The organism is Nonomuraea monospora (assembly GCF_039531895.1).
Lineage (GTDB): Bacteria > Actinomycetota > Actinomycetes > Streptosporangiales > Streptosporangiaceae > Nonomuraea > Nonomuraea monospora.
Window position 1 is genome coordinate 146,469 of sequence record NZ_BAAAQX010000026.1, and the last position, 22,727, is coordinate 169,195.

Genomic DNA, 22,727 nt, shown 5'->3' on the forward strand with positions numbered 1-22,727 from the left:
ACCGCCCACGACCCACGGCGGACGGGCGGGTCACCGGCCCAGGGGCTCGGACGCGCTGTCCTGCCGTCCGGTGAAGCGCTGCTGCCCCAGCACGGCCAGCAGCCGCAGCTTCTCGTACCCCTCGGTGCGCGGCGGGGCGGTCAGCACGAGCAGCGCCTGCGACTGGTCCTCGGTGAACAGCACCTGGCAGTCCAGCTCGATGTCGCCCAGCTCGGGATGGACGAGGATCTTGTGGTCCTCGAAGCGCTTGGCCACCTCGTGCCGGTCCCACAGCTCGGCGAACTCGGCGCTCTCCTTGCGCAGCGCCCGCACCAGCTCGCCCGCCCGCGACTGCGGGCCCCTCGTCCCGTAGGCGGCGCGCATGTTGGCGACCAGGGCGCGGCTCTGCCGGTCGCGGTCGTCCTCCGGGTAGTGCAGCCGCTCCGCCGGGTCGGTGAACCAGCGGTAGATCTCGAAGCGGTCGAGACCGGTGTAGCCGGACCTGTCGCCGAACAGGGCTTGCGCCATCCGGTTCTGCACGAGCGTCTCGCTCAGGTCGGACAGGATGAGCGCCGGGGTGTCCTCCAGCCGGTCCAGCACGCGCAGCAGGGCGGGGGCGACGTGCGTCGCGTCCGTCACCGAGGCGGGGGCGTTGTGCCCGGCGATCTGGAACAGGTAGTCGCGCTCGCCGCTGGTCAGCCGCAGGGCGCGGGCGAGCGAGGCGAGCATCTGCACGCTGGGCTGCGGCCCGCGCTGCTGCTCCAGGCGGGTGTAGTAGTCGGTCGACATCACGGCGAGTGCGGCCACCTCCTCGCGCCGCAGGCCGGTGGCCCTGCGGCGCGCGCCCTCGGGGAGCCCGACGTCCTCGGGCCGCAGGTCCTCGCGGCGGCGGCGCAGGAAGTCCGCCAGTGCTGCACGATCCATGTGTCCATTATGTTCGCAGGTGGGCGGCGGCCTCGCCGCTCAGCCGGGTATCGCCGATCCCCCCTTGCGGGATGGCGTCGTTTCGGTCCGTGCCCGTCCTCATTAAGGTGAGACACGCCGGCGAGAGCGGTGTCCCCGGCATGCGCCGCCTTCGCCGTCCTGACGAGCACACGTCAGACGTCTGGAGGTGTCGATGCTGGAAGAGCGCGAGATTCGCAGAGCCGCGGCGCTGCTGGCCGCGCTGGCCTCACGTGACCCCGACCATCCCCTGAGCCGCCAGGCCTACCGGATGGCCGCCCGCCTGCGCTCCGCCGCCGCCCCTCCCGGCGGCCGGGGTTCCGGTCCGGCGGGCTCCGCCACAGCGTCGGCCACAGCGTCGGCCACAGCGCCGGCTCGCCAGGACGGCAGGCGGGCGACGCCGGCCGGCGAGGACGCCGCCGAGCTGGCCCGCCGGGCCGACGAGCGGGCGGCGCTGGCCGAGCAGCGGTCGCGGGAGTCGGCCGAGAGGACCAGGCGGGCGACGGTGCGGCTGGTCACACTGCGGCGGCGGCAGAGCTTCCTCACGGTTCGCGGTCTGCTGCCGGCCGGTCACAACGGCGCGCTCGGTGCGGAAGCCGGTCACAACGGCACGCTCGGCACGGAAGCCGGTCACAACGGCACGCTCGGCACGGAAGCCGGTCACAACGGCACGCTCGGCACGGAAGCCGGTCACAACGGCACGCTCGGCACGGAAGCCGGTCACAACGGCACGCTCGGCGCGGAAGCCGGTCACAACGGCGCGCTCGGTGCGGAGGCCGGTCGCAACGGCGCGCTCGGTGCGGAGGCCGGGCTCAACGGCTGGGTGATCCGCGCGGTGCCGCCCGACGCCGGTCAGCCCCTGGCGGCCTCGGCCACCTGGCCCGCCGCCTCAGAGGCGGGTGAGGGAGCACGGCCCGCCGCCTCAGGGGCGGGTGAGGGAGCCCGGCCCGCCGAGCGGACGGACATGATCCCTTCGCCGCAGGGCGCGGGCCGGCGAACGGCGACCGGCAGGACTACGACCACCTCGACGGGCTGACCCTGCGCGTCCACCCGGGGCCGGACGGCGAGGTCTCGCCCGCCTCCGGGTGGACGCACGGGAGAACGGTCAGCGCACGTAGACGTCGGGCTGGGGCGGCGTGGCCATGCCGGCCCCGATGAAGAAGCTGGGGTGCGGCGGCTGGTTGTAGGCGGTGTTCTGCCAGGCCAGGGCCACGCGGTACTGCGGGTCGTGCAGCAAGGTGTGGATCTTGACGGTGGTCGCGTGGGGGGTGGCGTAGATGCGCAGGGCCCGGTTGTCGGTGGTGGGCCAGATGACCTCCTCGCGCCAGTCGCCCAGGATGTCGCCGGACAGTGACGGGGTGGCCTTGGTGCCGTTGTTGCTGTGCACGCCGGAGGCGGTCAGCAGCCGGGTCTCGCCGCCGGTGCCGTACTTGTCGATGCGGGTCTGGTCGAGCAGCTCGCGCACCGGGTCGCCGTCCCACCAGGACAGGAAGTTCGCCGAGGACGGCTGGCGGCCGACGACCGCGCCGGACGTGCCGCGCAGGCCGTTCTGGCCCGCGCCCGCGGCCCAGGACTCGGCGCCGGGGCTGCCTGCGTACACGTCGGCGGACACGCCGCGCGCCGGGCCCTCGCCGTCGGAGCCCGAGCCGGAGCCGGTCTGCCACAGCACCTGGCCGGTGCGGGCGTCCACCATGTACAGGCCGGGCCGGCCGGCCGACTCGGAGATCTTGACGTACTCCTGGCCCGCCCGGCCGGGGACGAGGTCGCCCAGGTGGGCGGCGTCGCCGTGGCCCCAGCCGACGTTCCACAGGCCGCGCCCGTTGTCGTCGATGGCGGCGGCGCCGTAGAGGATCTCGTCGCGGCCGTCGCCGTCCACGTCGCCCACGGTCAGCGAGTGGTTGCCCTGACCGGCGTAGGAGCCGTTACCTGAGGCGCTGCTGTCGAACGTCCAGCGCTTGACGAGCCGGCCGTCGCGGAAGTCCCAGGCGGCGATCACGGAGCGGGTGTAGTAGCCGCGCGCCATGATCAGCGACGGGCGCTCGCCGTCCAGGTAGGCGGTGCCGGCCAGGAAGCGGTCCACCCGGTTGCCGTAGCTGTCGCCCCAGGAGGCGACGTTGCCGCGCGGCGGGTCGTAGCTCACGGTGGACAGCGCGGCGCCGGTCTGCCCGCTGAACATGGTCAGGTACTCGGGGCCGGACAGGATGTAGCCGCCGGAGTTGCGGTGGTCGGCGCCCGCGTCGCCGATCACGGTGCCGCGGCCGTCAATGGTGCCGTCGGCGGTCTTCGCGGCGACCTCGGCCCTGCCGTCGCCGTCGTAGTCGTAGACCTGGAACTGGGTGTAGTGGGCGCCGGCGCGGATGTTGCGGCCCAGGTTGATCCGCCACAGGCGGGTGCCGTCCAGCGTGACGCCGTCGAGGTAGACGGGGTCGGTCACGCCGGACTGGGAGTTGTCCTTGGAGTTGTTGGCCTCCCACTTCAGCACCAGGTCGAGGCGGCCGTCGCCGTCCAGGTCGCCGACGCTCGCGTCGTTGGCATGGTGTCCTGAGGACGGCGGGGTGATCGGCACGTCGAGGTAGCCGCCGCCGAAGCGCAGCGCGCCCGGCGAGGCGGGCCCCTCCACGCCGCCGCTGACCGGGCGGACGGTGTAGGAGGCGTCGGCGGCGGCCCCGGCGTCGAGGTAGTTGGTGGAGTCGGTGACGGTCGCGACGCGGGTGCCGCCCCGGTAGACGGTGAAGGAGGTGTCGCGCGGCTCGGTGCCGAGCAGCCGCCAGGAGACCAGGTTGCCGCTGCCTGAGCGGACGCTGATCAGGCCGCGGTCGAGGTCCTCCACCTGCTTGGCCCCTTCGGGCGCAGAGGTGGGAGTGGTGGTGGGGGTGACGGTCGGGGTCGGCTCACCAGGCCCGCCGGGGTCGCCGGTGCAGGTGACGCCGTTGAGCGTGAACGTGGCGGGCGCCGGGTTGGCGGTGCTCCAGGAGGCGTTGAAGCCGAACGTGGCGGTGCCGCCCTGCGGGATGGCGGCGTTGTGGCCGGCGTCGGAGGCGGTGACCGCCGCTCCGCTCTGGACGGCGGTGGCGTTCCACGCCTGGGTGATCCGCTGCCCGGCGGCGAAGGACCAGCCGAGGCGCCAGCCGTTGATCGCCTCGCCCAGGTTCCTGATGGTCACCTCGCCGGTGAACCCGCCGGGCCACTGGGTGGCGACGGTGTAGCCGACGTCGCAGGCCACCGCCGCGGCGGCGGGCGACTGCAGGCCGAGCGCGCCGGCCAGCACCAGGCAGGCCGCGCCGCCGCCGAGCGCCGTGGATAAACGTTTCATTGGACGTCCAATCGATGGGGAGACCGCACCAGCGGGCACACGGTAAGAAGCCCCTGATCAGTGTGTCAACGAGACGTCGCGGCCCGTCCGAGATCGGGATTGTTACCTTTCAGGTCAGCGGCGGGATGGCGCGCACGACCGTCCTGAAACTTTCGGAGCCGGTCAGCGGCGAGGGGGCGCGGTGGACGCGCGGACGACCAGCCGCGGCCGGTAGACCAGCTTCTGGTGCCGGTGGCCGGGCCTGGCCTCGTCCAGCAGCAGCTCCGCCGCCACCCGGCCGAGCTCGCGCTTCGGCTGCCACACGGTGGTCAGCGCCGGGGCCAGCTCGGCGGCGAAGGCCACGTCGTCGTACCCCACCACCGACATCTCCCCCGGCACGGCGATGCCCCGCTCCCGCAGGCCGCCGATCACGCCGAGCGCCGCCGTGTCGTTGAGGCACAGGATCGCGGTGGGCGGGTCGGCCGCGCCCAGCACGTCCTCCAGGGCCGCCGCGGCCGTCACCGTGATGTCGGGCGACGGCACCCTGACGTCCAGCACGCCCCGGTCGGGGTCCAGGCCCGCGTTCAGGAACGCCCTGCGCACCCCCCGGTGGCGTTCGGCGGTCTGCTGCACCTCGATCGCGGCGCCGAGCAGGGCGACGCGCCGGTGCCCCAGCCCGATCAGGTGCGCGGCGACCTGCTCACCGCCCCACTCGTTGTCCATCGACACCGAGCACAGCCGGCCGTCCGACCGGTGGTCCAGCAGCACCACCGGCACCCCGCGCGCGGCCAGCGCGACCAGCGGGTCCAGGTCGGACTCGGCCGGCGTGACGAGCACGCCGCGCACCCGCTGCTTCTCCAGCTCCTGCAGATAGTGCCGCTCCCGCCCGGGCTGCAGGTCGGTGCTGCACGTCATCAGCATGCAGCCGTCCTGGAGCAGCCGATCCTCCACCCCACGGCACACCTCGGTGAAGAACGGGCCCGCGATGTCCAGCGTCACCGCGCCGACCAGCGGGCTGGGCACGCCGCGTAACCGCCTGGCGGCGTTGTCCGGCAGGTAGCCGACGCGTTCCATCGCCGCGTGCACGCGGCGGCGCGTCTCCTCGGCGACCAGCTCGGGGTTGTTCAGGACGTTGCTGACCGTCGTCGGCGAGACCCCAGCCTCCCTGGCGACCTGGCGCATCCCGGGGCGGCGCGGCCCGGTGGAGACGTCCCCGTTCACCGCAGCACCATATCCGGATCAAGGCGGATCCGGGACGGCTCAGCGCACCTCCTGGATGCGGACCAGGTTGCCCGCGGGGTCGCGGAAGGCGCAGTCGCGCACCCCGTACGGCTGCTCCACCGGCTCCTGCACCACCTCCGCGCCCGCGCCCTGGACCTTCTCGAAGGTGCCGTCGAGGTCGGCGGTGGCCAGCAGGATCCAGCCGTAGGTGCCCTTGGCCATCATCTCGGCGATGGTGCGGCGCTCGTCGTCGGTGATGCCGGGGTCGGCGGCCGGCGGCGCGAGGAGGATGGACGTGCCGGGCTGGCCGGCGGGGCCGACCGTGATCCAGCGCATCTTGCCGCTGCCGACGTCGCTGCGCACCTCGAAGCCGAGCGCGTCGCGGTAGAAGGCCAGGGAGGCCTCAGGGTCGTCGTGCGGGAGCGAGCTCGTGTGAATGGTGATGTCCATGGCCTCACGTTAGCTGTGGCACGGCGGCGCGCGCCGCAGGCCTCCTGATCGGCCTGGTCACCTGCTTGGCGACGCAGGACGGCAGGCCCGCCGCCGCGCGGGCCGCCTCGCGCCGGTAGACGCTCGGCGGCACGCCGACCAGCTCGGTGAACCGGGTGCTGAAGGTGCCCAGCGACGAGCAGCCGACCGCGAAGCACACCTCAGTGACGCTCAGGTCGGCCCTGCGCAGCAGCGCCATCGCGCGTTCGATGCGGCGCGTCATCAGGTACGTGTACGGCGACTCGCCGTAGGCCCGCCGGAACTCGCGGCTGAGGTGCCCGGCCGACATGTGCGCGCCGCGCGCCAGCGCCTCGACGTCCAGCGGCTGCGCGTACTCCCGGTCGATCCTGTCGCGGACGCGCCGCAGCCGCGCCAGGTCGCTCAGGTGGTGCGCCGTGGTGAGCGCGCGGCTCCACGAAGGGTGGCACATGGGGTCGTGCTTCCTTTCACAACGAGGTACGGGCCGCGGCCTGCCACGCGAAGCCGTCGGGGTCGGTGAACTCGCCGAGGTCGCCGCCGATGACGAGGCGGTGGGAGCCGGTGCCGTCGGCGGGGACGCCGGCGGTCTTGGCGAGGGCGCGGCGCCGGTAGAGGGCCAGCTTGACGGGGCTCTCCCCGGTGTCGAACTCGACGTACATGCGGCCGAAGCTCTTGCCGACGGTGAGGCCGCGTTCGAGGTAGAACCGCTTGCTCGCGGCCACGTCCGCGACGCCCAGCAGCAGGACGAAGCTGTCGAACTCCCGGGTGACCGGGCCGGTGTCCTTCTTCGAGGTGGTGGCGATGTTCCAGATCGACCCGTCCGGGCTGCGGACGACGCCGCCGTAGCCCCACAGCGACTTGGCCGGCGGCTTCAGCGGCGTGGCGCCGGCTTCCAGGGCGGTGCCGATGAGGCTGTCTACGGTGCCGGGCTGCGACACCGTGAGCGACAGGGTGAAGCCGCGGAAGCCGGTCGTCGGCGCGTCGGAGGTGTCGAAGGACACGTGCGAGTCGAGGTCGAAGGCTGCGGTGTAGAAGCTCCGCGCGGCGGCGGGGTCGGCTGCTTCGAGGGTGACGGAGTCGATGGAGGTCATGACGAGAACGCTACGCGTGAGCGCCTGACCAGTGCTTCTCGATTCCTGATCGGTCGTGGGCGTCATGGTGTGAGACGGATCAGGACCTGCGTGCCGCGTCCCGTCTGGTACCAGAACAGGCCCTGCTGGGCGTGCAGGGTGGGGGGCGCCTTGTCGCCGCGGCGCGTCGGGATGCGGAACAGCGTGCCGGTACGCCCCGTCGCCAGGTCGTGCACGGCCGCGGCTCCCGCACCTGAGGCGTCGCGCTGCCGGAGCAGGACGTAGCGGCCCGAGTAGAGGTCTCCCGAGGCCTGCCCGGGGAGGGCGCGCAGGCCGGTGCCGTCGCGCCGCCAGGTCTCGATGCCGCTGAAACACCACGTCACCCCGCAGCCTGTCCACCAGGTGCGGCCGGAGGGCGGGGTGGCGTCCCTGGTCTCGCCGGTGCGCACGTTCTTGAGGTGCTCCATCGGGCGCGGGACGGGGTGGTCCACCGCGCGGTCGCCGCGCGGCTCGCCCGCCCAGGGCCATTCGAGCAGGTGGTAGCCCCTCGTGCCGGTGATCAGGGTGGGGGTGCCGCCCTTCAGCGGGAGGCGGTAGACGCCGCCCTCCTCCGGGGACCACCACACGGTGCCGTCGGCGATGGTCAGGTTCTGGGCTCCGATGAGCTCGTTGTCGCTGGTGAGGGTGGCGGGCACCGTGGCCAGGCGGCGGGGCTTGCCGCCGGTGACGGGCGCGGCCCAGATCTCCACCTCGCGGTCGCCGAAGGCCGACCACGCGACGTGTCCGCCACCGAAGACCACGGACCCGTTCGGAATGGTCTTGTGCCCGAGGGTCGCGATGCGGGTGAAGCGGCGCTTGTCCACGTCGTAGGACCAGACGCTGTCCGGCCGGTTCCTGGTCAGGCCCCGTCCGGCGACGACGCGGGGGTTGATGAACACGTCCGGCTCGAAAGCGCGCTTGCCCGGTGCGGTGGTGGGGATCTCGTGCACGGCGTCCGGCCACACCTGCTCGACCGGCGGGGCGAAGGGGCCGACGTACGGGGTGGGGCGCTGGGCCGGGTGCGGCGTGGGCGGGGTGACGGCGCGGGTGGTCGCGAAGGAGATCGCCACGACCAGCACGAGGGTGGCCGCCACCGCCAGCGGCGCCCACCACCGGTAGGCGGCCGGGCGGGAGTGCGGCGGGGGCAGGACGCGTGGGCGGCCGTCGTCGCGTACGCTTCCCGCCTTGGCGGCCAGCGCGTCCCTGAGCCGATCCTCGATGCCCGTCATGCCTGGCCTCCCAGTTCACGCTGGAGGCGGTCCAGTGCCCTGGAGGCGGTGGACCGCACGGTGCTCTCTCTGACGCGCGTCATCCGCGCGATGTCGGCGTCGGGCAGATCGAGGTAGTACCGCAGCACGAGAACCTCGCGCTGCCGCCTCGGCAGCCGGCTCAGCGCGGACAGCATCTCCTGCCGCGACTCCCCCAGCAGCGCGGCCGTCTCCGCCGAGTCCACCGGCTCGTCCGACCGGCCGGGCCGCGCCGCCCTGGCGGCCACGCCGCGCCGCCGCAGCACCGAGCGGGAGCCGTTCAGCACGCAGGCGCGCACGTACGCCAGGCTCAGCGCGTCCGGCCGCTTGCCGTGCAGCCGCGAGAAGACGTCCTGTACGACGTCCTCGGCGCTCTCCCTGTCACCGACGAGCAGCACGGCCAGGCGCACCAGCGCGAGCCAGTGCTCGCTGTACAGGTCCGCCAGCTCGGCGCCGCTGCCCGCCGGCCCGGCTCCAGTGCCCGCCGGCTCGGCTCCGCTGCCCGCCGGCCCGGCTCCAGTGCCCACCGGCTCGGCTCCGCTGCCCGCCGGCCCGGCTCCAGTGCCCGCCGGCTCGGCTCCGTGGCCCGGCGGCGCGGGTGCGCGGGCGGCTGTCTCACTGTTCATGACCTTTGTAACGCGCACCCTCCCCGATCCGCTGCTTCCCGCACACCGATGAGTTCGCGCGCCCGCGGCGGTCATCACCTGCATGACAACCTTCGCTCTCATCCACGGCGGTGGCGGCAGCGCCTTCGACTGGCACCTGGTCGAGGCAGAGCTGCGCGAACGCGGGCACGACACCGTCGCGGTGACCCTCCCGATGTCCGACCCGGAGGAAACGCTCTGGGACTACGCCGGCAGCGTCGTCCAGGCGATCGGCGAGCGCCGGCCCCTTGTGGTGGTGGCCCACTCGTGGGGCGGCTTCATCGGCCCGCTCGTCTGCGCCCGGGTCGAGGCCGCCGCGCTGGTCATGCTGACCGCCATGATCCCGAGCCCGGGCGAGCCGCCGGAGGAGTGGTGGGGACGCTCCGGCCACCCCTCCCCCGGCATCGACGACGAGTACCAGCTCTACCTTCAGGACGTCCCGCGCGAGCTGGCCGAGCGGGTGCTGGCCCACGACGGCGAGCTGGCCGCGAAGATGAGCATGGACCGCGCCTACCGGCAGCCGTGGCCGCTGGACGCCTGGCCGGACGTCCCCACCCGCTACCTGCTCTGCCGCGACGACCGCTTCTTCCCGCCCGAGTTCGTCCGGCGGCACGTGGCGGAGCGGCTCGGCGTCATCCCGGACGAGATGCCCGGCGGCCACATGGTGATGCTGTCGCGGCCGGGCGAGCTGGCCGGCTACCTGGCGGGGATCCCCGCCGGCGGGTGAGCGGCACGGCTCAGCACTCGCCGTCGGCCAGCACCCAGTGGCCGGGGCCGGTCTGGCGGAGGGCGTGGACGACGAAGGTGTTCCACAGGCCCATGGGGTCGTTGGAGCCGTTGGCGTAGGTGTAGCCGCCTTCCTGGTGGGCGCGGCCCGCCGTGGTGTGGGCGTAGTTGCTGGCCCGCACGCACGTGCCCGGCACCGTCGGGGTCGGAGTAGGCGTCGGGGTGGGAGTGGGCGTCGGCGTGGGGCTCGGGGTCGGCGGGGTGTCGCTGGCCAGGCCGAAGAAGCGGGCGTCGTGGTAGGCCGAGCAGATGGTGTCCAGGAAGTAGGCGGCCGTGGCCCCGCATTGGCCGGTCGCGGTGCCCGGGTCCACCGGCAGGCCGTGGCCCATCCCGGCGATCTCGTACAGACGCACGTCGTCGCCGCCGTACACGGTCATGGTGGTGCCGCCGGTGAGGGAGGCGGTCGAAGTGGGCGTCTGGGAGACGCCGCGCACGTCCGTCCACTGGTCGCGCAGTTGCCTGCCGTTCGCGGGCACCACCGTGTAGTCCGACTGCCCCTGCCAGATCGCCACCCTCGGGTACGGGCCCGCGTAGCCGGAGTGGGCGGCGCGCACCAGGTCGCCCCACTGCCGGGGGGTGCGCTGGGTGGAGCCGTACTGGCAGCTCGACGCCTGGGTCAGGCTGGTGGCGCACCGGTAGGCCAGGCCCGCGCCGATCGAACCGGCCGCGAACACGTCCGGGTAGGTCGCCAGCATGACCGCCGCCATCGCGCCGCCCGCCGACAGGCCGCTGACGTAGGTCCGCGCCGGGTCGGAGCCGTACGTGGCGGCGGCGTGGGCCACCATGGCGCGGATCGAGGCCGCCTCGCCCTGGCCGCGCGTGGTGTCGCCGGTCTGGAACCAGTTGAAGCAGCTGGAGGAGTTGTTGGCGCTGCCGGTCTGCGGCAGCACCAGGGTGAAGCCCCACTGGTCGGCGTACTGGCGCCAGCCGGAGTTGGCGAAGTAGCCGGCGGCGTTCTGGGTGCAGCCGTGCAGCAGGACGACCAGCGGGCGGCCGGTGCCCGCGCCGTCGGGGCGGTAGACGTACATGGTGAGGTTGCCGGGGTTGGCGCCGAACGAGGTGACCTGGACCAGCGACGCCGCCCGGGCGTCGTGCTGGGCCGACAGGGCCGTCCACGGCAGGACGGCGAGCAGCAGGAGGGTGAGGGTGCGGCTGAGGAGAGTGGTGGCCACGGCAGGCTCCCTGCTCTTCTGGGGGTGTTGCAGCGCACGTTAGACGGCTGGACGGGCGTGGGACATGGTGCCGGTCCACACCTTTGACACCGCCCGCACGGGCGTCCGTCACGTCACGCCGGAAGCGCCGCGGGCAGCCGTCAGCTCACGCCGGTGGCGCTGAGGCCGGACGTGACCTCACGCCGGGGGGCAGCGTTCCGGGTCGTCATGCCGCAGGATGCCGTCGGCGGACGGCTCGGGCAGGACGTCGCCGGACGGCCGCAGGCTCGACAGCAGCAGGGCCAGGTAGCGGCGCGGGTCGTGGTGGGCGGGATCGCTGGAGTGTGCGGTGGCCAGCGCCATGATGACGATCGCCGCGAGATCCCTGACGACCAGGTCGCCGCGCACCTGCCCCGCCCGCTGAGCCCGGTCGAGCACGGCGCCGAGCGGCCCCATGAAGCGCGCCGCGATGTCCACGGTGGAGGCGCCCGACTGCCGGGCCGCCTTCAGCAGCCCGTGGTGCGCGGCCAGGGTGCCGACCGCCGCCGTCAGCGCCCCGGCCAGCCCGTCGCCCGGGTCGGCGGCGTCGCGGGCGGCCACCACCAGCGGCTCGACCTCCTCGGCGAAGTACGTCTCGAAGGCGGCCCTGATCACGCCGTCGCGGTCGCCGAAGCGCCGGTAGACGGTGGCGCTCCCGATGCCCGCGTGCCGGGCGATCTCCTCCAGGGAGACCTCGGGGCCGCGTTCGCGCAGGATCGCGATCGCGGCCCGGACGATCTTGTCCGCGTTACGCAGCGCGTCGGCTCGCTGTCGCTGCTCGTACACACGGTGAACGCTAGCAGCCGGGACGGAATGGGTGGTTACCAGGCGACTTCGAAGGCGGACAGGCCGTACACGACGTTGAAGGAGCGGAACTGCGGCGCGGTACCCGTCTCGCGCAGCCCCGGGAAGCGCTCGAACAGCGCGGGGAAGGCGATGCGCATCTCCATCCTGGCCAGCGGCGCGCCCAGGCAGTGGTGCACGCCGTGGCCGAAGGCGACGTGGCCGAGGTCGCCGCGGGTGATGTCGAGGCGGTCGGGCTCGGAGATGTAGGCCGGGTCGCGGTTGGCGGCGGGCAGCACGCACATCACGACCTCCCCCGCCGGGATGCGGACGCCGGACAGCTCGACCTCGGTGGTGGTGACCTTGCTGGTGCCCGAGTGCACGATGCTGAGCCAGCGCAGCAGCTCCTCGACGGTGGCGCTGATCCGCTCGGGCTCCTTCCTGAGCAGGTCGAGCTGGTCGGGGTGGCGCAGCAGGGCCAGGGTGCCGAGGCCGAGCATGTTGGACGTGGTCTCGTGCCCGGCCAGCAGCAGCAGCGCGGCGATGCCCACCAGCTCGTCGGTGGTCAGGTCGTCGCCGTGCTCGCGGACGAGCATGCCGAGCATGTCCTCGCCGGGTTCGGCGCGGGCGGCGGCGACGAGCTCGGCCATGTAGTCGCGCTGCTCCTGGCTGGCCGCCGCGCGCCGCTCGAACGGCAGCGAGATGTCGAGCAGCTTGCCGGTGCGCCGCTGGAAGTCGTCGCGGTCGGCGTACGGCACGCCCAGCAGCTCGCAGATGACCAGGGACGGGATCGGCAGCGCGAAGGCGGAGACCAGGTCGGCGGGCGAGCCGGCCCGCTCCATCGCGTCGAGGTGTTCCTGGACGATCTGGTGGATGCGCGGCTCCAGGCGGCGCATCCGCCGCATGGTGAACTCCGGCGTCAGGATGCGCCGCAGCCGGGTGTGCTCGGGCGGGTCGAAGGCGAGCAGGTTGCCGGCGCGCGCCCGCTCGCGCTGCTCCTCGCTGTACTGCTCGCCGGCCGGACGGAACGCCATCGCGCGGGCGTTGCTGAACCGGGCGGGGTCGCCGAGCACCTCCCTGACGTCGGCGAAGCGGCTGACGAGCCACGCCTCGACGCCGAACGGCGTGGGCACCTTGCGGACGCCTTCGTCGTCGCGCACCGAGGACAGCTCAGGGACGGGGTCGAAACCGTTGCGCCGCATGTGCAGAGGCAACGTCATGGCATCGCTCATGTCATCTCCCGGACGATCTCCACTGACCGCTTGTCACAAAAACGAGAGTAGCCCATCATTTCTCCCGCCGCGCGGCTGCCCGGTGTAGATCACCGGGCGGAGTGGCACAACCTTGAGGATGAAGCGGGTGTCCGAGCTGCTCGGGGCCTCGGTACGGCGCGCCGCCCTGATCGCACTCGCCACCGGGCTCGCCGCCGTGGCCGCGGTGGCGGCGGTCGTGCCGCTGGCGTACGTGCCGCTGGTCGGCTGGGACGTGGCGGCCGTGGTGTTCCTGCTGGCCACCTGGGCGCGGATCTCCCGGCTCGACGGCCCCGCGACGGCCGCCGACGTGAGCAGGGAGGATCCCACCCGCACGGGGGCGGACGTGGCCGTGGTCGTCGCGGCGGTGGCCAGCCTGGCGGCGGTCGCGAACATGATCGTGCAGACGGGCGCCGGAGTGGTCCTGGCGGTGGGGCTGGGCGTCGCGAGCGTGGTGGCGTCGTGGGCGGTCGTGCACACGATCTTCACCCTGCGGTACGCGCTGATGTACTACTCCGCCGAGGCCGGCGGTGGCCTCGGCAGGGGCGGCGGTGGTGGCGTCGACTTCCACGACAGCGACCCCCGCGCCCAGCCGTGCTTCACCGACTTCGCCTACCTGGCGTTCACCGTCGGGATGACGTTCCAGGTCTCCGACACCGAGCTGAACAGCGCCGCGTTCCGCTCGGCGGTGCTGCGGCAGGCGCTGCTGTCGTACCTTTTCGGCACGGTCATCGTCGCCCTGACCATCAACCTCGTCGCCGGCCTGAGCCGATGAGCGGAGTCGCGGCCGGCCGGAACGCCGCGTGCGGACGGCCGGCACCCGGCGGCGGTCATCGCCAGGTCAGCGGCCACACCAGCACCTGCTCACCGGGCCCGGCCGTGGCCACGTGGCGGTCACCGGCCGCCATCTTCGGCCCTCCGCCCTCCTCCTGCTCCTCCACCGGCTCGCTGCCGATCACGCGGCCGGCGGTGAGCTCCCAGACCTGCTCGGAGAAGCCGCCCTCGCCGAAGCCCGTGACGACGGCGAAGGTCCTGCCGCCCGCCGTCGCCGTACCCGCGAACTTCGAGACCGGCACGGCGACCGGCGCGCCCCGGTCGCGGCCGTTGAGCGGGTCGAGGACCCGCGTCACCCGCTCCAGCCCGCGCGCCGCGAACAGCACCGGGCGGCAGCCGGCGAGCCCCAGGGTGGCGAAGTCGGGCGGCGGGGTCACGGTGAACGCCGACACCGTCCGCCCGGTGGCGGCGTCCCAGATCGTGACCCGGCCCTGGGCGTCGTAGGCGGACACCAGGGGGCGGCCTCCCACGACGGACAGCTCACGCGCCCCCGGCCAGCGCGGCTCGGCGCGCAGGCGGGCGGTGCGCAGGAGCCAGCCCGTCCGCAGGTCCCAGGCGTGCACCGCGTCGGACGTGGCGTCGGACGTGGCGGCGAACGCGTAGGCCACCGGACCGCCCGCCCCGTCCACCACCTTCAGCCCCGCCACGTGGTCATCGTGTCCGAGCGGCGCGGGCAGAGCGAGCCGCCTCAGCTCGGCGCCCGCGTCCAGATCCCACATCGTGATCACCCCGTCGTCGGTGGCAACGACCGCGACGGCCCGCCCGCCGACAGGGGCATGGGGCGGCCTAGCACGGGCTCGCCCGCACGGGGTTGCGGGCAGGCGGTCGGGGCGGGCCACTCCGGGGACGGCGGGGCGGGCGCTCGCAGCCCTGAGCCGCTCGCCGTCGTCAGGCAGACGACGGTCGCGGCGAGACCTGCCAGGCGGCGGAGGAAGATCATGATGTGTTGGATGCCGGGCGGGGTCCCATGGTTCCGGCAGCGGGTGGAATGCATAAAGTTGCATGAACCTGCCTGAATCGGAAACCTCCGGAGCTCTCACTCGCATGGACCTCGCCACGCGCCGGCGCCGTCAGGCGTTGTTCCTGTTCTTCCTCCTCCCCGGCATCGCCCTGTCCTCGTGGGTCACCCGCACCCCGGACATCCGCGACGGCCTCCACGCGTCCACCGGCCAGATGGGCTGGATCCTGTTCGCCCTGTCCCTCGGCTCGATGGCTGGGATCCTGAGCTCGGGCCGGCTCGTCTCCCGCTACGGCACCCGTCCCGTCATCGGCCTGGGCACCGCGCTGATCGTCGTGAGCCTGGCCGTCATCAGCGCCGGCGCGCTCCTGTCGTCCGTGCCGCTGGTGATGGCGGGCCTGTGCGGGTTCGGCGCGGGCACGGGGGCGGGCGACGTCGCCGTCAACGTGGACGGCGCCGACGTCGAGCGCATCACCGGCCGCACGACGCTGCCCGCCCTGCACGGCTGCTGGAGCCTCGGCACCGTCATCGGCGCCTGCACGGGCATCGCGGCCACCGCCGCCGGCTTCCCCGTGCACTGGCACCTGGCCGCCGTCACCCTGCTCTCCGCCGCCATCCTCCTGTACGCGATCCGCTCCGTCCCCGCGGGCACCGGCCTCGGCACGCCCGGCGAGCCCGGCAACGGCGGCCCGCGGCCGGCGCTGTGGAAGGACACCCGGCTCGTCCTGATCGGCGCGATCGTCCTGGCGATGGCGCTGGCCGAGGGCGCCGCCAACGACTGGCTGCCGCTGCTCATGGTGGACGGGCACGGCCTGGACGCCACCGCCGGCTCCCTCGTCTACGCCGGGTTCGCCGCCGCCATGACCATCGGCCGCTTCGCGGGCACGTTCTTCCTGGACCGCTTCGGCCGCACCACCGTCATGCGCGCCGGCGCCGCCTCGGGCGCGCTGGGCCTGCTGCTGGTCATCTTCTCCGACAACGCCGTCGTGGCCGGGGCCGCCGTGCTGTTCTGGGGGCTCGGCGCGTCGCTGGGCTTCCCCGTCGCGCTGTCGGCGGCGGGCGAGACCGGCCCTGAGCAGACCGCCCGGGTGAGCCTGGTGGCCACGATCGGCTACGTCGCCTTCCTGGTCGGCCCGCCGGGTCTCGGCTTCCTGGGCGACGAGTGGGGCCTGCGTCCGGCCATGCTCGTGGTGCTCGCCTTCGTCGCCGCCGCCTTCGTCCTGGCTCCGGCCGTCGACACCCGCCTCCGCACCGCCGGGGAGCGCTCTTCGACTTGATCCCGCGGCTCACGCCCGGCCTTGGCGTGCCCGGCGCATGACCTCCTCGTCGGTCAGCGGCCTGCTCGGGTGGTAGCTCAGGCACAGAGGCGTACGGATCTTCTGCGGCACCTCACCCTCCAGCGCAACGTAGAACTCGCCCGAGGTGAGAGTGCCGATGTCCGGCACGTCGCCGCCTCTGGCCCTCGCCATCTCCTTCGCCGCCGTGATCTGCGCCAGCACTGTCAGCCGTCCGAAGAAGTGCGTCGCGGCGTTCCCGGCGATCCTGTTGTGCAGGTTTCTGGGCGCCTGCGTCGCGAAGATCAGTCCTAGACCGTACTTGCGTGCTTGTGAAGCAAGCGCCAGTGTGCTCTGGGTGCACGCGGTCGCCGCGCCCGAGGGCGCGAAGGTCTGTGCCTCATCCATCACCAGCAGGCCCAGCAGTGGCCTGCCTTGCACCGGATGCTTCTTGATCCAGGCGAACAGTCCCATCTGCAGCTGGTTCACGAAGCTCAGACGGGCCTCGTCGCCGAGCCCGATCATGCTGATGACGGAGATTCTGGCGCGCTTTCCCGGCGACGGAGTCAACAGGATGCCGGGATCGACAGGCGTTCCGCTGCCACCGAACATGGGATCGTTGTCCATGGCAGCGGTCAGTGTCTGGGCCAGATCGGCGGCGATCGTCGGAGCACTGCCGAGATTGCTCACTCCGTCCGGCAAGTCGGACAGCAGGTCTATCAGGCCACGGAGGCTGTTGTCACCCTGCCTGCCGTAGAATTCGATCGCTCGGCGCAGCACGGCGAGACCACGGTGAGCCTTCGTGGTGCGTCCAACGAGGTTGGCTCGCGGCGCCAATGCCGACGCGGCGATCTCGACTGCCGCGTCGAACTCGTCAGGGTCATCTGAGACGCCCGCGAAGTCCGGAAGTGGCTGGAAGCTCAATGGACGCCCTGATTCGCGGCGTGGCGTCCAGATCACGGCTTCGCTGCCGGCCAGGTAGTCCGCCGCCCGTCCGGCGTCCCCGGGACGCCATTGCGAGGGCGGCTCTGGCCACGGGTCGCCGAGCCGTGCCAGGTCATTGTTGGGATCCAGGACGATCGCCGAGACACCCTGCAGCGCGCACTCCTCGACCAGGTGCCGGATCAGCACCGTCTTGCCTGACCCCGAGGCGGCGAAGATCGCCGCGTGTTTGCGAAGCGCCTCCAGCGTCACCGGAACCGGCGCGTCATCGTGATGGCCATGGCCGACGATGAATCCCGCCGGGGCTTCCTCGGCCTCGGCGCTCCGCCGGTCCTGATCCAGGGTGACGGCCTGCGACGCGGATGCCGTCCAGGTGCCGGCGTCGGCCAGCGCCTCCTTGAAGAGCGAGATCTGCTCGCTGGGACGGTAGCGGACCAGCCAGGCGTGCAGTTCGGCCGGGTTCTCCTGACGCAGCTCGTGCAGGGCGGCGAGCACCCGCAGATCGGCTTCGTCGATGCTCAGCGTCTGGCCGCCTTCCGTCTTCAGTTCCTCGAGAATCTCCTGAGTCCTGACCGACCGGGACCACGGACCGTTGCGGATGAGGATGAGCCTCCGCTTGTGGACGTCGGCGCTCAGCCCGGATGCCGTACGGGCGCGGCGGATCCGATGCAGCGCGCCGACACCGTGATGGGTGTCGCTGATCGCCCGGAAAGACCAGTGCATCTGGTCTTCGATGCGGGCATCCTCCGGGGAATGTTCCCGTTCCTCCTCGCTGCGCTCGTCGAGTGCACGGCGCAGCCGGGCGTGCAGGTCCGGTTTGGCGCTCGGAGGCGGGTCGACGCTGAACAACTCGCCGTTGTCGCCGCGCTCCACGATCCAGGCGTGCAGGCCGGCGGAGAGGAGGGCGGGGAACGTCTCGTCCTCGGTGTCGTGTTCCAACGCTGAGGTCACATCCGCCTGTTTCTTCAGGGCTTCGAAGCGCGACTCGATCCTGGCCAGCGCCTCCTCGGACGCGGTGGGTGCCGTTTTGTCCGAGGGGCGGCAGATCTGGTCATCGGGAGCAATCTCGGTGAGGCTGGCCAGCTCACGTACTTCGTCGCTGATCAGGCAGGCGCGGATATGGCGATCGATGTCGACCAGCAGCCTTCTTGGCGTGTAGTTGACGGCTTGCTCGAAAACCCGATCCCGCACCGGCCACGTCGGGTAGGGCGGGGTGAAGCCGATGGCCGCGTAGCGTGTCGCGAACCGCTTCGCGATGATCTCCCGGGCGAGCGCAGGACTCCGGATTCCGCCGAGGGTCGGACATCTCCGAAATCGGTCCGGAAATGACGCGATTGCCCGATCAGCGATCAACGACCAGGTCGTGGACAGAGTCGCGACGACCGTCAGGGTCCTGCGGGTGGTATCCCGCAGATCCGTGAGGCCGTTGGCGAGCCCGGCGACCATCACCGCCATGTGCAGATCCGACGCCTCGCGGGAGAACTTGGCGAGATCCTCCTGGAGAGCGGATTGGGCGATCAGGGTGTCCAACTGGTCGAACGCGATAACGGTCGGGCCGGTGAGTGCCAGCAACCAGGAGATGTCCTGGACAATCTGCTGCGGCGTTCGCGACTTGGGACGAATGCCCCAGGCATGGCGCTCGCCGCGGATCGCCTCCTCTTCGCACGCCAAGTAACTGTAGGCAACGTCCTGATGTTCCTCCCTGTCCGACGCCAGCAGTACAAGGGCGCGCGCGGTGTCCCGGCATTGCAGGGCGGCGTGCCGGTCATAGTCCTTGAGCCCGTCGATGAAGGTGTCCAACGCGGCGCGAGACAGTTCCGTCTCTCTCATCACCGCGCGGCGCGCTGTCCGTGGCGTACCTGTCCTGGCGGCCAGTCGGCGCAGCAGCAGCCCGAGTTGCGTTTCGTCACCGACGACCTGCCGATACATGCCGTCCAGTAGGAGGACGAGCACACCGTCCCAGAACTTCTTGCCATCGAGGAGACCGATAAGGAAGAAGTAGCCGCCTCGCTGATGAACCTGCTCGCGCACCCAGCCCAGCAAGTGAGTCTTGCCGGATCCGGATCTGCCCTCGAGAACTAATCCGATCGGATTGGCATCGGGGCTCGCCTCCGCCTCAGCGATGCCGTCCAGCACGTCTCGGACGACTCTCGTATGCAGCCCATCGACGTGGAAGGGCGAGCTTCGCCACACGTCATCGGGCACCTGCGCCCAGCTGAACCGCAGTGCGGCGAGCGCGGCCCGCTCTTCCTCGGTCATCGCAGTCCGATCGCCAGTTTGTGCCGGTCTTCGCCACCGATCCGGACGGACGCCTCTCTCTCGCGCTTGCCGAGCCGGTGCCGGGTGACCTCTGGCTCAAGCCGAACGTCGGGTGCGTCCAGCATCTGTTCCAGCGCCTTGTCGAGGTCCGCCTTAGGCACATCCACAAGGCGTGACCTGATCTTTGTGAGATCGACCCAGGCACCTGGTCCATCCGCCGCTTGCTCGTACACAGCGCGGATCCTCTCGTCCAGGCTCCGGACGTCCTCAACCCCGCTCTGCTCCGCTGCGGCGGCGCGGAGCCTGAGATTGTCTTCGTACGTTGCCGCGAGAGCGGCCCAGAGCTGCTTCTCCTTCATCGAGCGCCGCTCGCCTGCCTCGGCCTGATCCTCTTCGAGCACCAGGGGCGTTGCCAGCAACCGCCTGCCCTTGTCCGCCAGACTGTGCCGGTACGGCCTGCGGTCCGTCTTCGACACCACGTAGCCGGCGGCGTTGAGCTTCTCGTACACCGGGCTCACCAGCCTGACGCCGTGGACCTCGGCGAGCTCGGTGTTGGAGATCTCCCGGTCCTCGATCTTGAGCAGAACGAGCATCGCGTAGTCCGCGGATGACAGGTCGTCCGACATCTGGGGTCCTTTCACCGCACTATCGAAGAGTGGATTCGGGGCCGGGGAACGCCGGCTCCTCAGCGTCCAAGCCGAAGGACCGCAGACGTGCCGCCCATCCGGGCGGATGGCGCCCCGTAGCCGTGTAGAGCGCCAGGAGCCGGTCGGCCGCGCCGTTGGTGCCCGCGTTGAGCTCGTCGGCGAGCCCGTCCTCGTCACGGAGCTCGAACAGCAGCGTGCAAAGCTGTAGTGCCGCTTCGGGTTTGCCGTCGTCCACGGCTGCCCGCAACTCGGCCAGCTCCGCCGCCGCGACTTCGGCACGGCTGGCGTCGCGACGGAGTTTGGACAGGCGAAGCTGGGCCGGCCGGTCGCCGGCCTCGGCGCGGACAGTCAGCAGATCCGTCTCTCCCCAGGCCAGGTAGAGATCGGCGAGCACCTCGGCGGCGATCATCTGTCCCTGGTCGGCCCGCGTGCGGAGCTCCAGGACGCAGCCGCGATCCGCGAGACGCTCGACCAGCCGCTCGGCCGCGATCAAGTCACCGTTGCCTTCACGGATGCGCAGATCGTCGCTGATGCCGCCGTCGACGAGAATCTCCGCCAGCCGATCGCGCGCCGCGTCATCGCCGGCGTCAGCCGCCGGACGGATCTGTTCGACTCGTTGCCACAGTTCCTGGGCTCGCGACAGCTGACGTCCCACTTCCCAATCGCGCGGATCGGCCGCCAACCGGCGGCGCAGAACGTCCAGGGCCCGTTCGAAGCGATCCTGGCGGATCAGCAGATCAGCCAGTTCGATGGCAGCTCCACCGTCGCCGAACTCGTCGACGAGCCGCTCCAGTGCCGGCTCGGCGTAGCGGTACCGCAGGCGCGCCTTGGCGGCGTCGGCGAGACGGCGCAGGTCCGAGGCGCGATGCAGACGGGTGATGAAGGCCTGCCACGCCTCGTGCGGCACACACACTGTGCGCCGTTCACGGCGCAGGTGCTGAGCCAGATAGTCCGCGAGGGTGTAGCCGGCGAGGGTACCGGCCACGCCGTCGTCCGCAGGTGACAGGGCGGCGACCTCTCCGTGCAACGGTCTGGTGGCGTGCGGCAGAGCCTCGGCGAGCCACACTTTCGCAGGTCGCACGCGATGGGCCGGCTTGAGATAGCCGAACATCGCGTCGGTGAGAAGCTCCGGGCTCAGCGGCGCGTGCACCCCGAGACGGTGCCCGTCGGCGGCCGCGGCGATGATGGCCTTCGTGTACGGGGTTGCGGGTTGTTCCCAGCACATGACCAAGGCGGGAGCGCCGGCCAGCGCCTGGGTCAGCCCCGCGTCGCGGGTGTTCAGCGCGACGCGGATCCGGCTGTCGCGCTCCGCGATGCGGTTGGCTTCGTCCAGCTCGGCCACCGTCAGGGAATCCGGGACGCTGATGGGATGAGCGATCTTCACGAGACGGCGGACGTCCTCGGACGCGGATGTGCAGGCGGCATACTCGTCCGGCCACAGGGTGCCGACGACGACGTTCCCGTGACGGAGCAAGGTCCGAACGCACTCGGAGGTCAGCGGTGGACGTCCGCCGAGGTACTGCTGAAGCTCGTCGAGCCAGAAGACGGTCCTGCGTGGCGGGAGGTTCTTCAGCTCCAGCAAGTCCGCCGCCTCCGACGGTTGCTCCAGCGCCCAGTCGGAGAACAGGTCGAGGACCGCTTCGTACAACGAACGCGTCTTGCCGGTCGCCGAGGTGCCCACCATGACGACGAACGCGCCCCGGTCCGGGCCCTTGGCTGACAGGGCGGTCCGCAGGTCGAAGTCGAAATCGCGCTGCACGTACGCCGGAAGGTCGTCAAGGCTGCCAGGAGCGGTCATGGCGCTGTGAATGCCGAGGTCGCGCGGCATGGCTTCGTCAACCCGCAGGCGATCACGCGGGTCCTGCCGCATGACACGTTCCCAGGCGGCCAGCCAGGCCCGCCGCGTGTCGCCGTCCTGTACGTCGCAGACGTCCAGGACGCTGAACAGCAGTGGCTTGGTGATCCGGGACTTGCCGCGGAAGGCGTCGCTGACCGTCGACCGTTTCAGCACCTGCCTGTCCCGCCGTTGGTCATTGTCCCGGGTGGCCCTCTCAAAGGCGTCGAGAGTCAGCCCGCGGCGGCGAGAAAGTGTCTGGAGCGCTTCGGCGAGCTGCTCATCAGTGCGAATCTGAGCCAGACCATCAGCAGATTTCCGCTCCAATGAATTCATCTCGCCACCGCCCTCCGAAACACCGAAGAAAGGCCACGGCATTAAGATCTTCCGACCGCCAGGCATGCCCCATGTCGGCTGCGACCACCACTGCTGACGAGCGATCAAGAATGATCCACCCAAACATCGCCTCGGAGACTACCGCACGCTTCTGGAGATCACCAGAAGTAATACATGAATCGACAGGAACCTCATTCTTGCCTTTTGGTGATCCAATGGCACCACCTCCGAAGAGCTTCCGAACACGTCCGGTGACGTCCGGCCACAACGGCGTCACAGCGACCCGGAAGCTGGCTGGCCTGGGAATTCGTGTCACACGGTTCCGGGTTGCTCCGCCGTTGTGGCCGGAAGCCCCGCAGGGCTGATGCGCTGGTCCTCGTCCGCAACGGGGCCCTGCAGGGCCCCTCCCCAGTAGCACAATGGAGGTCCGATGCAGCATTGGTCGACGATCATCGAGGCCGCGCTCGGCCTCGCGGGCGCGATCATCGGCTTGGCCGCCGCCGTGGTGTCCACTCGCGCACGCCGGTCAGGCGATTCGAAACATCGATCGCCTGCGCGACGGCGCAACAAATTCCACCGTTCATGCGCCGTCCGGCGACTCACACGAAGGAATGGCTCCTGAACGGCACCGTCCCGCCACCAGAATATGCCTGCCGAGACTCGGCAACCGGTATGGCAAGGCAAGGCGATCGTTGCTTGTCTGAATACGGACCGGCGCGGAGGTGCATGTTG

The 22,727-nt window shown here is 71.6% G+C and carries 19 protein-coding genes; 4 read left to right on the top strand and 15 right to left on the bottom strand.

Translation table 11 applies throughout. The annotated features are described in order from the left end of the window. Positions 1-30: 30 nt before the first annotated feature. Positions 31-903 (bottom strand): helix-turn-helix transcriptional regulator, encoded by an 873-nt coding sequence (locus tag ABD331_RS39255; RefSeq protein ID WP_344486996.1) that lies wholly within the window; start codon positions 901-903, stop codon positions 31-33. 193 nt (positions 904-1,096) lie between these two features. Between ABD331_RS39255 and ABD331_RS39260 the strand changes: the two genes are divergently transcribed. Continuing rightward, a complete protein-coding gene (locus ABD331_RS39260) occupies positions 1,097-1,957 on the top strand; it encodes a hypothetical protein (RefSeq protein ID WP_344486998.1) in 861 nt (286 codons plus the stop codon). A gap of 69 nt (positions 1,958-2,026) precedes the next feature. Here ABD331_RS39260 and ABD331_RS39265 read toward each other — a convergent pair whose 3' ends face one another. From ABD331_RS39265 to ABD331_RS39295, 7 genes are all read right to left on the bottom strand, one after another. Continuing rightward, positions 2,027-4,234, bottom strand: a complete 2,208-nt coding sequence (locus tag ABD331_RS39265; RefSeq protein ID WP_344487000.1) for a rhamnogalacturonan lyase family protein — start codon at positions 4,232-4,234, stop codon at positions 2,027-2,029. A 162-nt stretch (positions 4,235-4,396) separates the two neighbouring features. Continuing rightward, complete coding sequence (locus tag ABD331_RS39270) at positions 4,397-5,434, bottom strand: LacI family DNA-binding transcriptional regulator (RefSeq protein WP_344487001.1); 1,038 nt, start codon at positions 5,432-5,434, stop codon at positions 4,397-4,399. Positions 5,435-5,473: 39 nt separating this feature from the next. Then, positions 5,474-5,884, bottom strand: coding sequence for a VOC family protein (locus tag ABD331_RS39275; protein WP_344487003.1), 411 nt, complete (start codon positions 5,882-5,884; stop codon positions 5,474-5,476). A 4-nt stretch (positions 5,885-5,888) separates the two neighbouring features. Further along, entirely contained in the window at positions 5,889-6,353 is a 465-nt protein-coding gene (locus ABD331_RS39280; RefSeq protein ID WP_344487005.1) for a helix-turn-helix transcriptional regulator, read from the bottom strand. A gap of 16 nt (positions 6,354-6,369) precedes the next feature. Next, on the bottom strand, positions 6,370-6,993 hold the full coding sequence (locus tag ABD331_RS39285; RefSeq protein WP_344487007.1) for a glyoxalase: 624 nt from the start codon (positions 6,991-6,993) through the stop codon (positions 6,370-6,372). Between the two features lie 62 nt (positions 6,994-7,055). Then, positions 7,056-8,240: a hypothetical protein gene (locus ABD331_RS39290; protein WP_344487009.1), complete on the bottom strand. Its 1,185-nt coding sequence runs from the start codon at positions 8,238-8,240 to the stop codon at positions 7,056-7,058. Then, on the bottom strand, positions 8,237-8,884 hold the full coding sequence (locus tag ABD331_RS39295; RefSeq protein WP_344487011.1) for an RNA polymerase sigma factor: 648 nt from the start codon (positions 8,882-8,884) through the stop codon (positions 8,237-8,239). The genes ABD331_RS39290 and ABD331_RS39295 overlap by 4 nt, the downstream gene beginning before the upstream one ends. A gap of 82 nt (positions 8,885-8,966) precedes the next feature. On the opposite strand from ABD331_RS39295, the gene ABD331_RS39300 reads away from it, so the two are divergent. Beyond that, complete coding sequence (locus ABD331_RS39300) at positions 8,967-9,629, top strand: alpha/beta fold hydrolase (RefSeq protein ID WP_344487013.1); 663 nt, start codon at positions 8,967-8,969, stop codon at positions 9,627-9,629. Between the two features lie 10 nt (positions 9,630-9,639). Here ABD331_RS39300 and ABD331_RS39305 read toward each other — a convergent pair whose 3' ends face one another. From ABD331_RS39305 to ABD331_RS39315, 3 genes are all read right to left on the bottom strand, one after another. Further along, complete coding sequence (locus ABD331_RS39305; RefSeq protein ID WP_344487015.1) at positions 9,640-10,860, bottom strand: extracellular catalytic domain type 1 short-chain-length polyhydroxyalkanoate depolymerase; 1,221 nt, start codon at positions 10,858-10,860, stop codon at positions 9,640-9,642. 177 nt (positions 10,861-11,037) lie between these two features. After that, positions 11,038-11,664 (bottom strand): TetR/AcrR family transcriptional regulator, encoded by a 627-nt coding sequence (locus ABD331_RS39310; protein WP_344487017.1) that lies wholly within the window; start codon positions 11,662-11,664, stop codon positions 11,038-11,040. A gap of 35 nt (positions 11,665-11,699) precedes the next feature. Continuing rightward, positions 11,700-12,893 (bottom strand): cytochrome P450, encoded by a 1,194-nt coding sequence (locus tag ABD331_RS39315; protein ID WP_344487019.1) that lies wholly within the window; start codon positions 12,891-12,893, stop codon positions 11,700-11,702. A gap of 118 nt (positions 12,894-13,011) precedes the next feature. On the opposite strand from ABD331_RS39315, the gene ABD331_RS39320 reads away from it, so the two are divergent. Further along, positions 13,012-13,686, top strand: a complete 675-nt coding sequence (locus tag ABD331_RS39320; RefSeq protein WP_344487021.1) for a DUF1345 domain-containing protein — start codon at positions 13,012-13,014, stop codon at positions 13,684-13,686. Positions 13,687-13,741: 55 nt separating this feature from the next. Here the strand turns inward: ABD331_RS39320 and ABD331_RS39325 are convergent, their stop codons facing one another. After that, the gene (locus ABD331_RS39325) at positions 13,742-14,464 is read right to left on the bottom strand and encodes a WD40 repeat domain-containing protein (protein WP_344487023.1); all 723 of its coding nucleotides are present in this window, start codon (positions 14,462-14,464) and stop codon (positions 13,742-13,744) included. Between the two features lie 325 nt (positions 14,465-14,789). On the opposite strand from ABD331_RS39325, the gene ABD331_RS39330 reads away from it, so the two are divergent. After that, positions 14,790-15,980 (top strand): MFS transporter, encoded by a 1,191-nt coding sequence (locus tag ABD331_RS39330; RefSeq protein WP_344487025.1) that lies wholly within the window; start codon positions 14,790-14,792, stop codon positions 15,978-15,980. Positions 15,981-15,989: 9 nt separating this feature from the next. Here the strand turns inward: ABD331_RS39330 and ABD331_RS39335 are convergent, their stop codons facing one another. From ABD331_RS39335 to ABD331_RS39345, 3 genes are read right to left on the bottom strand one after another with little or no spacing between them, the layout of a single operon-like run. Then, positions 15,990-19,178, bottom strand: a complete 3,189-nt coding sequence (locus tag ABD331_RS39335; RefSeq protein WP_344487027.1) for an ATP-binding protein — start codon at positions 19,176-19,178, stop codon at positions 15,990-15,992. After that, positions 19,175-19,804, bottom strand: coding sequence for a hypothetical protein (locus ABD331_RS39340; protein ID WP_344487029.1), 630 nt, complete (start codon positions 19,802-19,804; stop codon positions 19,175-19,177). The genes ABD331_RS39335 and ABD331_RS39340 overlap by 4 nt, the downstream gene beginning before the upstream one ends. 19 nt (positions 19,805-19,823) lie before the next feature. After that, complete coding sequence (locus ABD331_RS39345) at positions 19,824-22,103, bottom strand: hypothetical protein (protein ID WP_344487031.1); 2,280 nt, start codon at positions 22,101-22,103, stop codon at positions 19,824-19,826. Positions 22,104-22,727: the final 624 nt, after the last annotated feature.

What these genes read in the sequence shown, in the direction of transcription:
- ABD331_RS39265 (WP_344487000.1), bottom strand. Translation starts at nt 4,234, where the DNA reads ATGAAACGTTTATCCACGGCGCTCGGCGGCGGCGCGGCCTGCCTGGTG.
- ABD331_RS39280 (WP_344487005.1), bottom strand. Translation starts at nt 6,353, where the DNA reads ATGTGCCACCCTTCGTGGAGCCGCGCGCTCACCACGGCGCACCACCTG.
- ABD331_RS39295 (WP_344487011.1), bottom strand. Translation starts at nt 8,884, where the DNA reads ATGAACAGTGAGACAGCCGCCCGCGCACCCGCGCCGCCGGGCCACGGA.
- ABD331_RS39325 (WP_344487023.1), bottom strand. Translation starts at nt 14,464, where the DNA reads ATGTGGGATCTGGACGCGGGCGCCGAGCTGAGGCGGCTCGCTCTGCCC.
- ABD331_RS39300 (WP_344487013.1), top strand. Translation starts at nt 8,967, where the DNA reads ATGACAACCTTCGCTCTCATCCACGGCGGTGGCGGCAGCGCCTTCGAC.
- ABD331_RS39275 (WP_344487003.1), bottom strand. Translation starts at nt 5,884, where the DNA reads ATGGACATCACCATTCACACGAGCTCGCTCCCGCACGACGACCCTGAG.
- ABD331_RS39290 (WP_344487009.1), bottom strand. Translation starts at nt 8,240, where the DNA reads ATGACGGGCATCGAGGATCGGCTCAGGGACGCGCTGGCCGCCAAGGCG.
- ABD331_RS39260 (WP_344486998.1), top strand. Translation starts at nt 1,097, where the DNA reads ATGCTGGAAGAGCGCGAGATTCGCAGAGCCGCGGCGCTGCTGGCCGCG.
- ABD331_RS39320 (WP_344487021.1), top strand. Translation starts at nt 13,012, where the DNA reads ATGAAGCGGGTGTCCGAGCTGCTCGGGGCCTCGGTACGGCGCGCCGCC.
- ABD331_RS39340 (WP_344487029.1), bottom strand. Translation starts at nt 19,804, where the DNA reads ATGTCGGACGACCTGTCATCCGCGGACTACGCGATGCTCGTTCTGCTC.
- ABD331_RS39315 (WP_344487019.1), bottom strand. Translation starts at nt 12,893, where the DNA reads ATGAGCGATGCCATGACGTTGCCTCTGCACATGCGGCGCAACGGTTTC.
- ABD331_RS39285 (WP_344487007.1), bottom strand. Translation starts at nt 6,993, where the DNA reads ATGACCTCCATCGACTCCGTCACCCTCGAAGCAGCCGACCCCGCCGCC.
- ABD331_RS39335 (WP_344487027.1), bottom strand. Translation starts at nt 19,178, where the DNA reads ATGACCGAGGAAGAGCGGGCCGCGCTCGCCGCACTGCGGTTCAGCTGG.
- ABD331_RS39255 (WP_344486996.1), bottom strand. Translation starts at nt 903, where the DNA reads ATGGATCGTGCAGCACTGGCGGACTTCCTGCGCCGCCGCCGCGAGGAC.
- ABD331_RS39330 (WP_344487025.1), top strand. Translation starts at nt 14,790, where the DNA reads ATGGACCTCGCCACGCGCCGGCGCCGTCAGGCGTTGTTCCTGTTCTTC.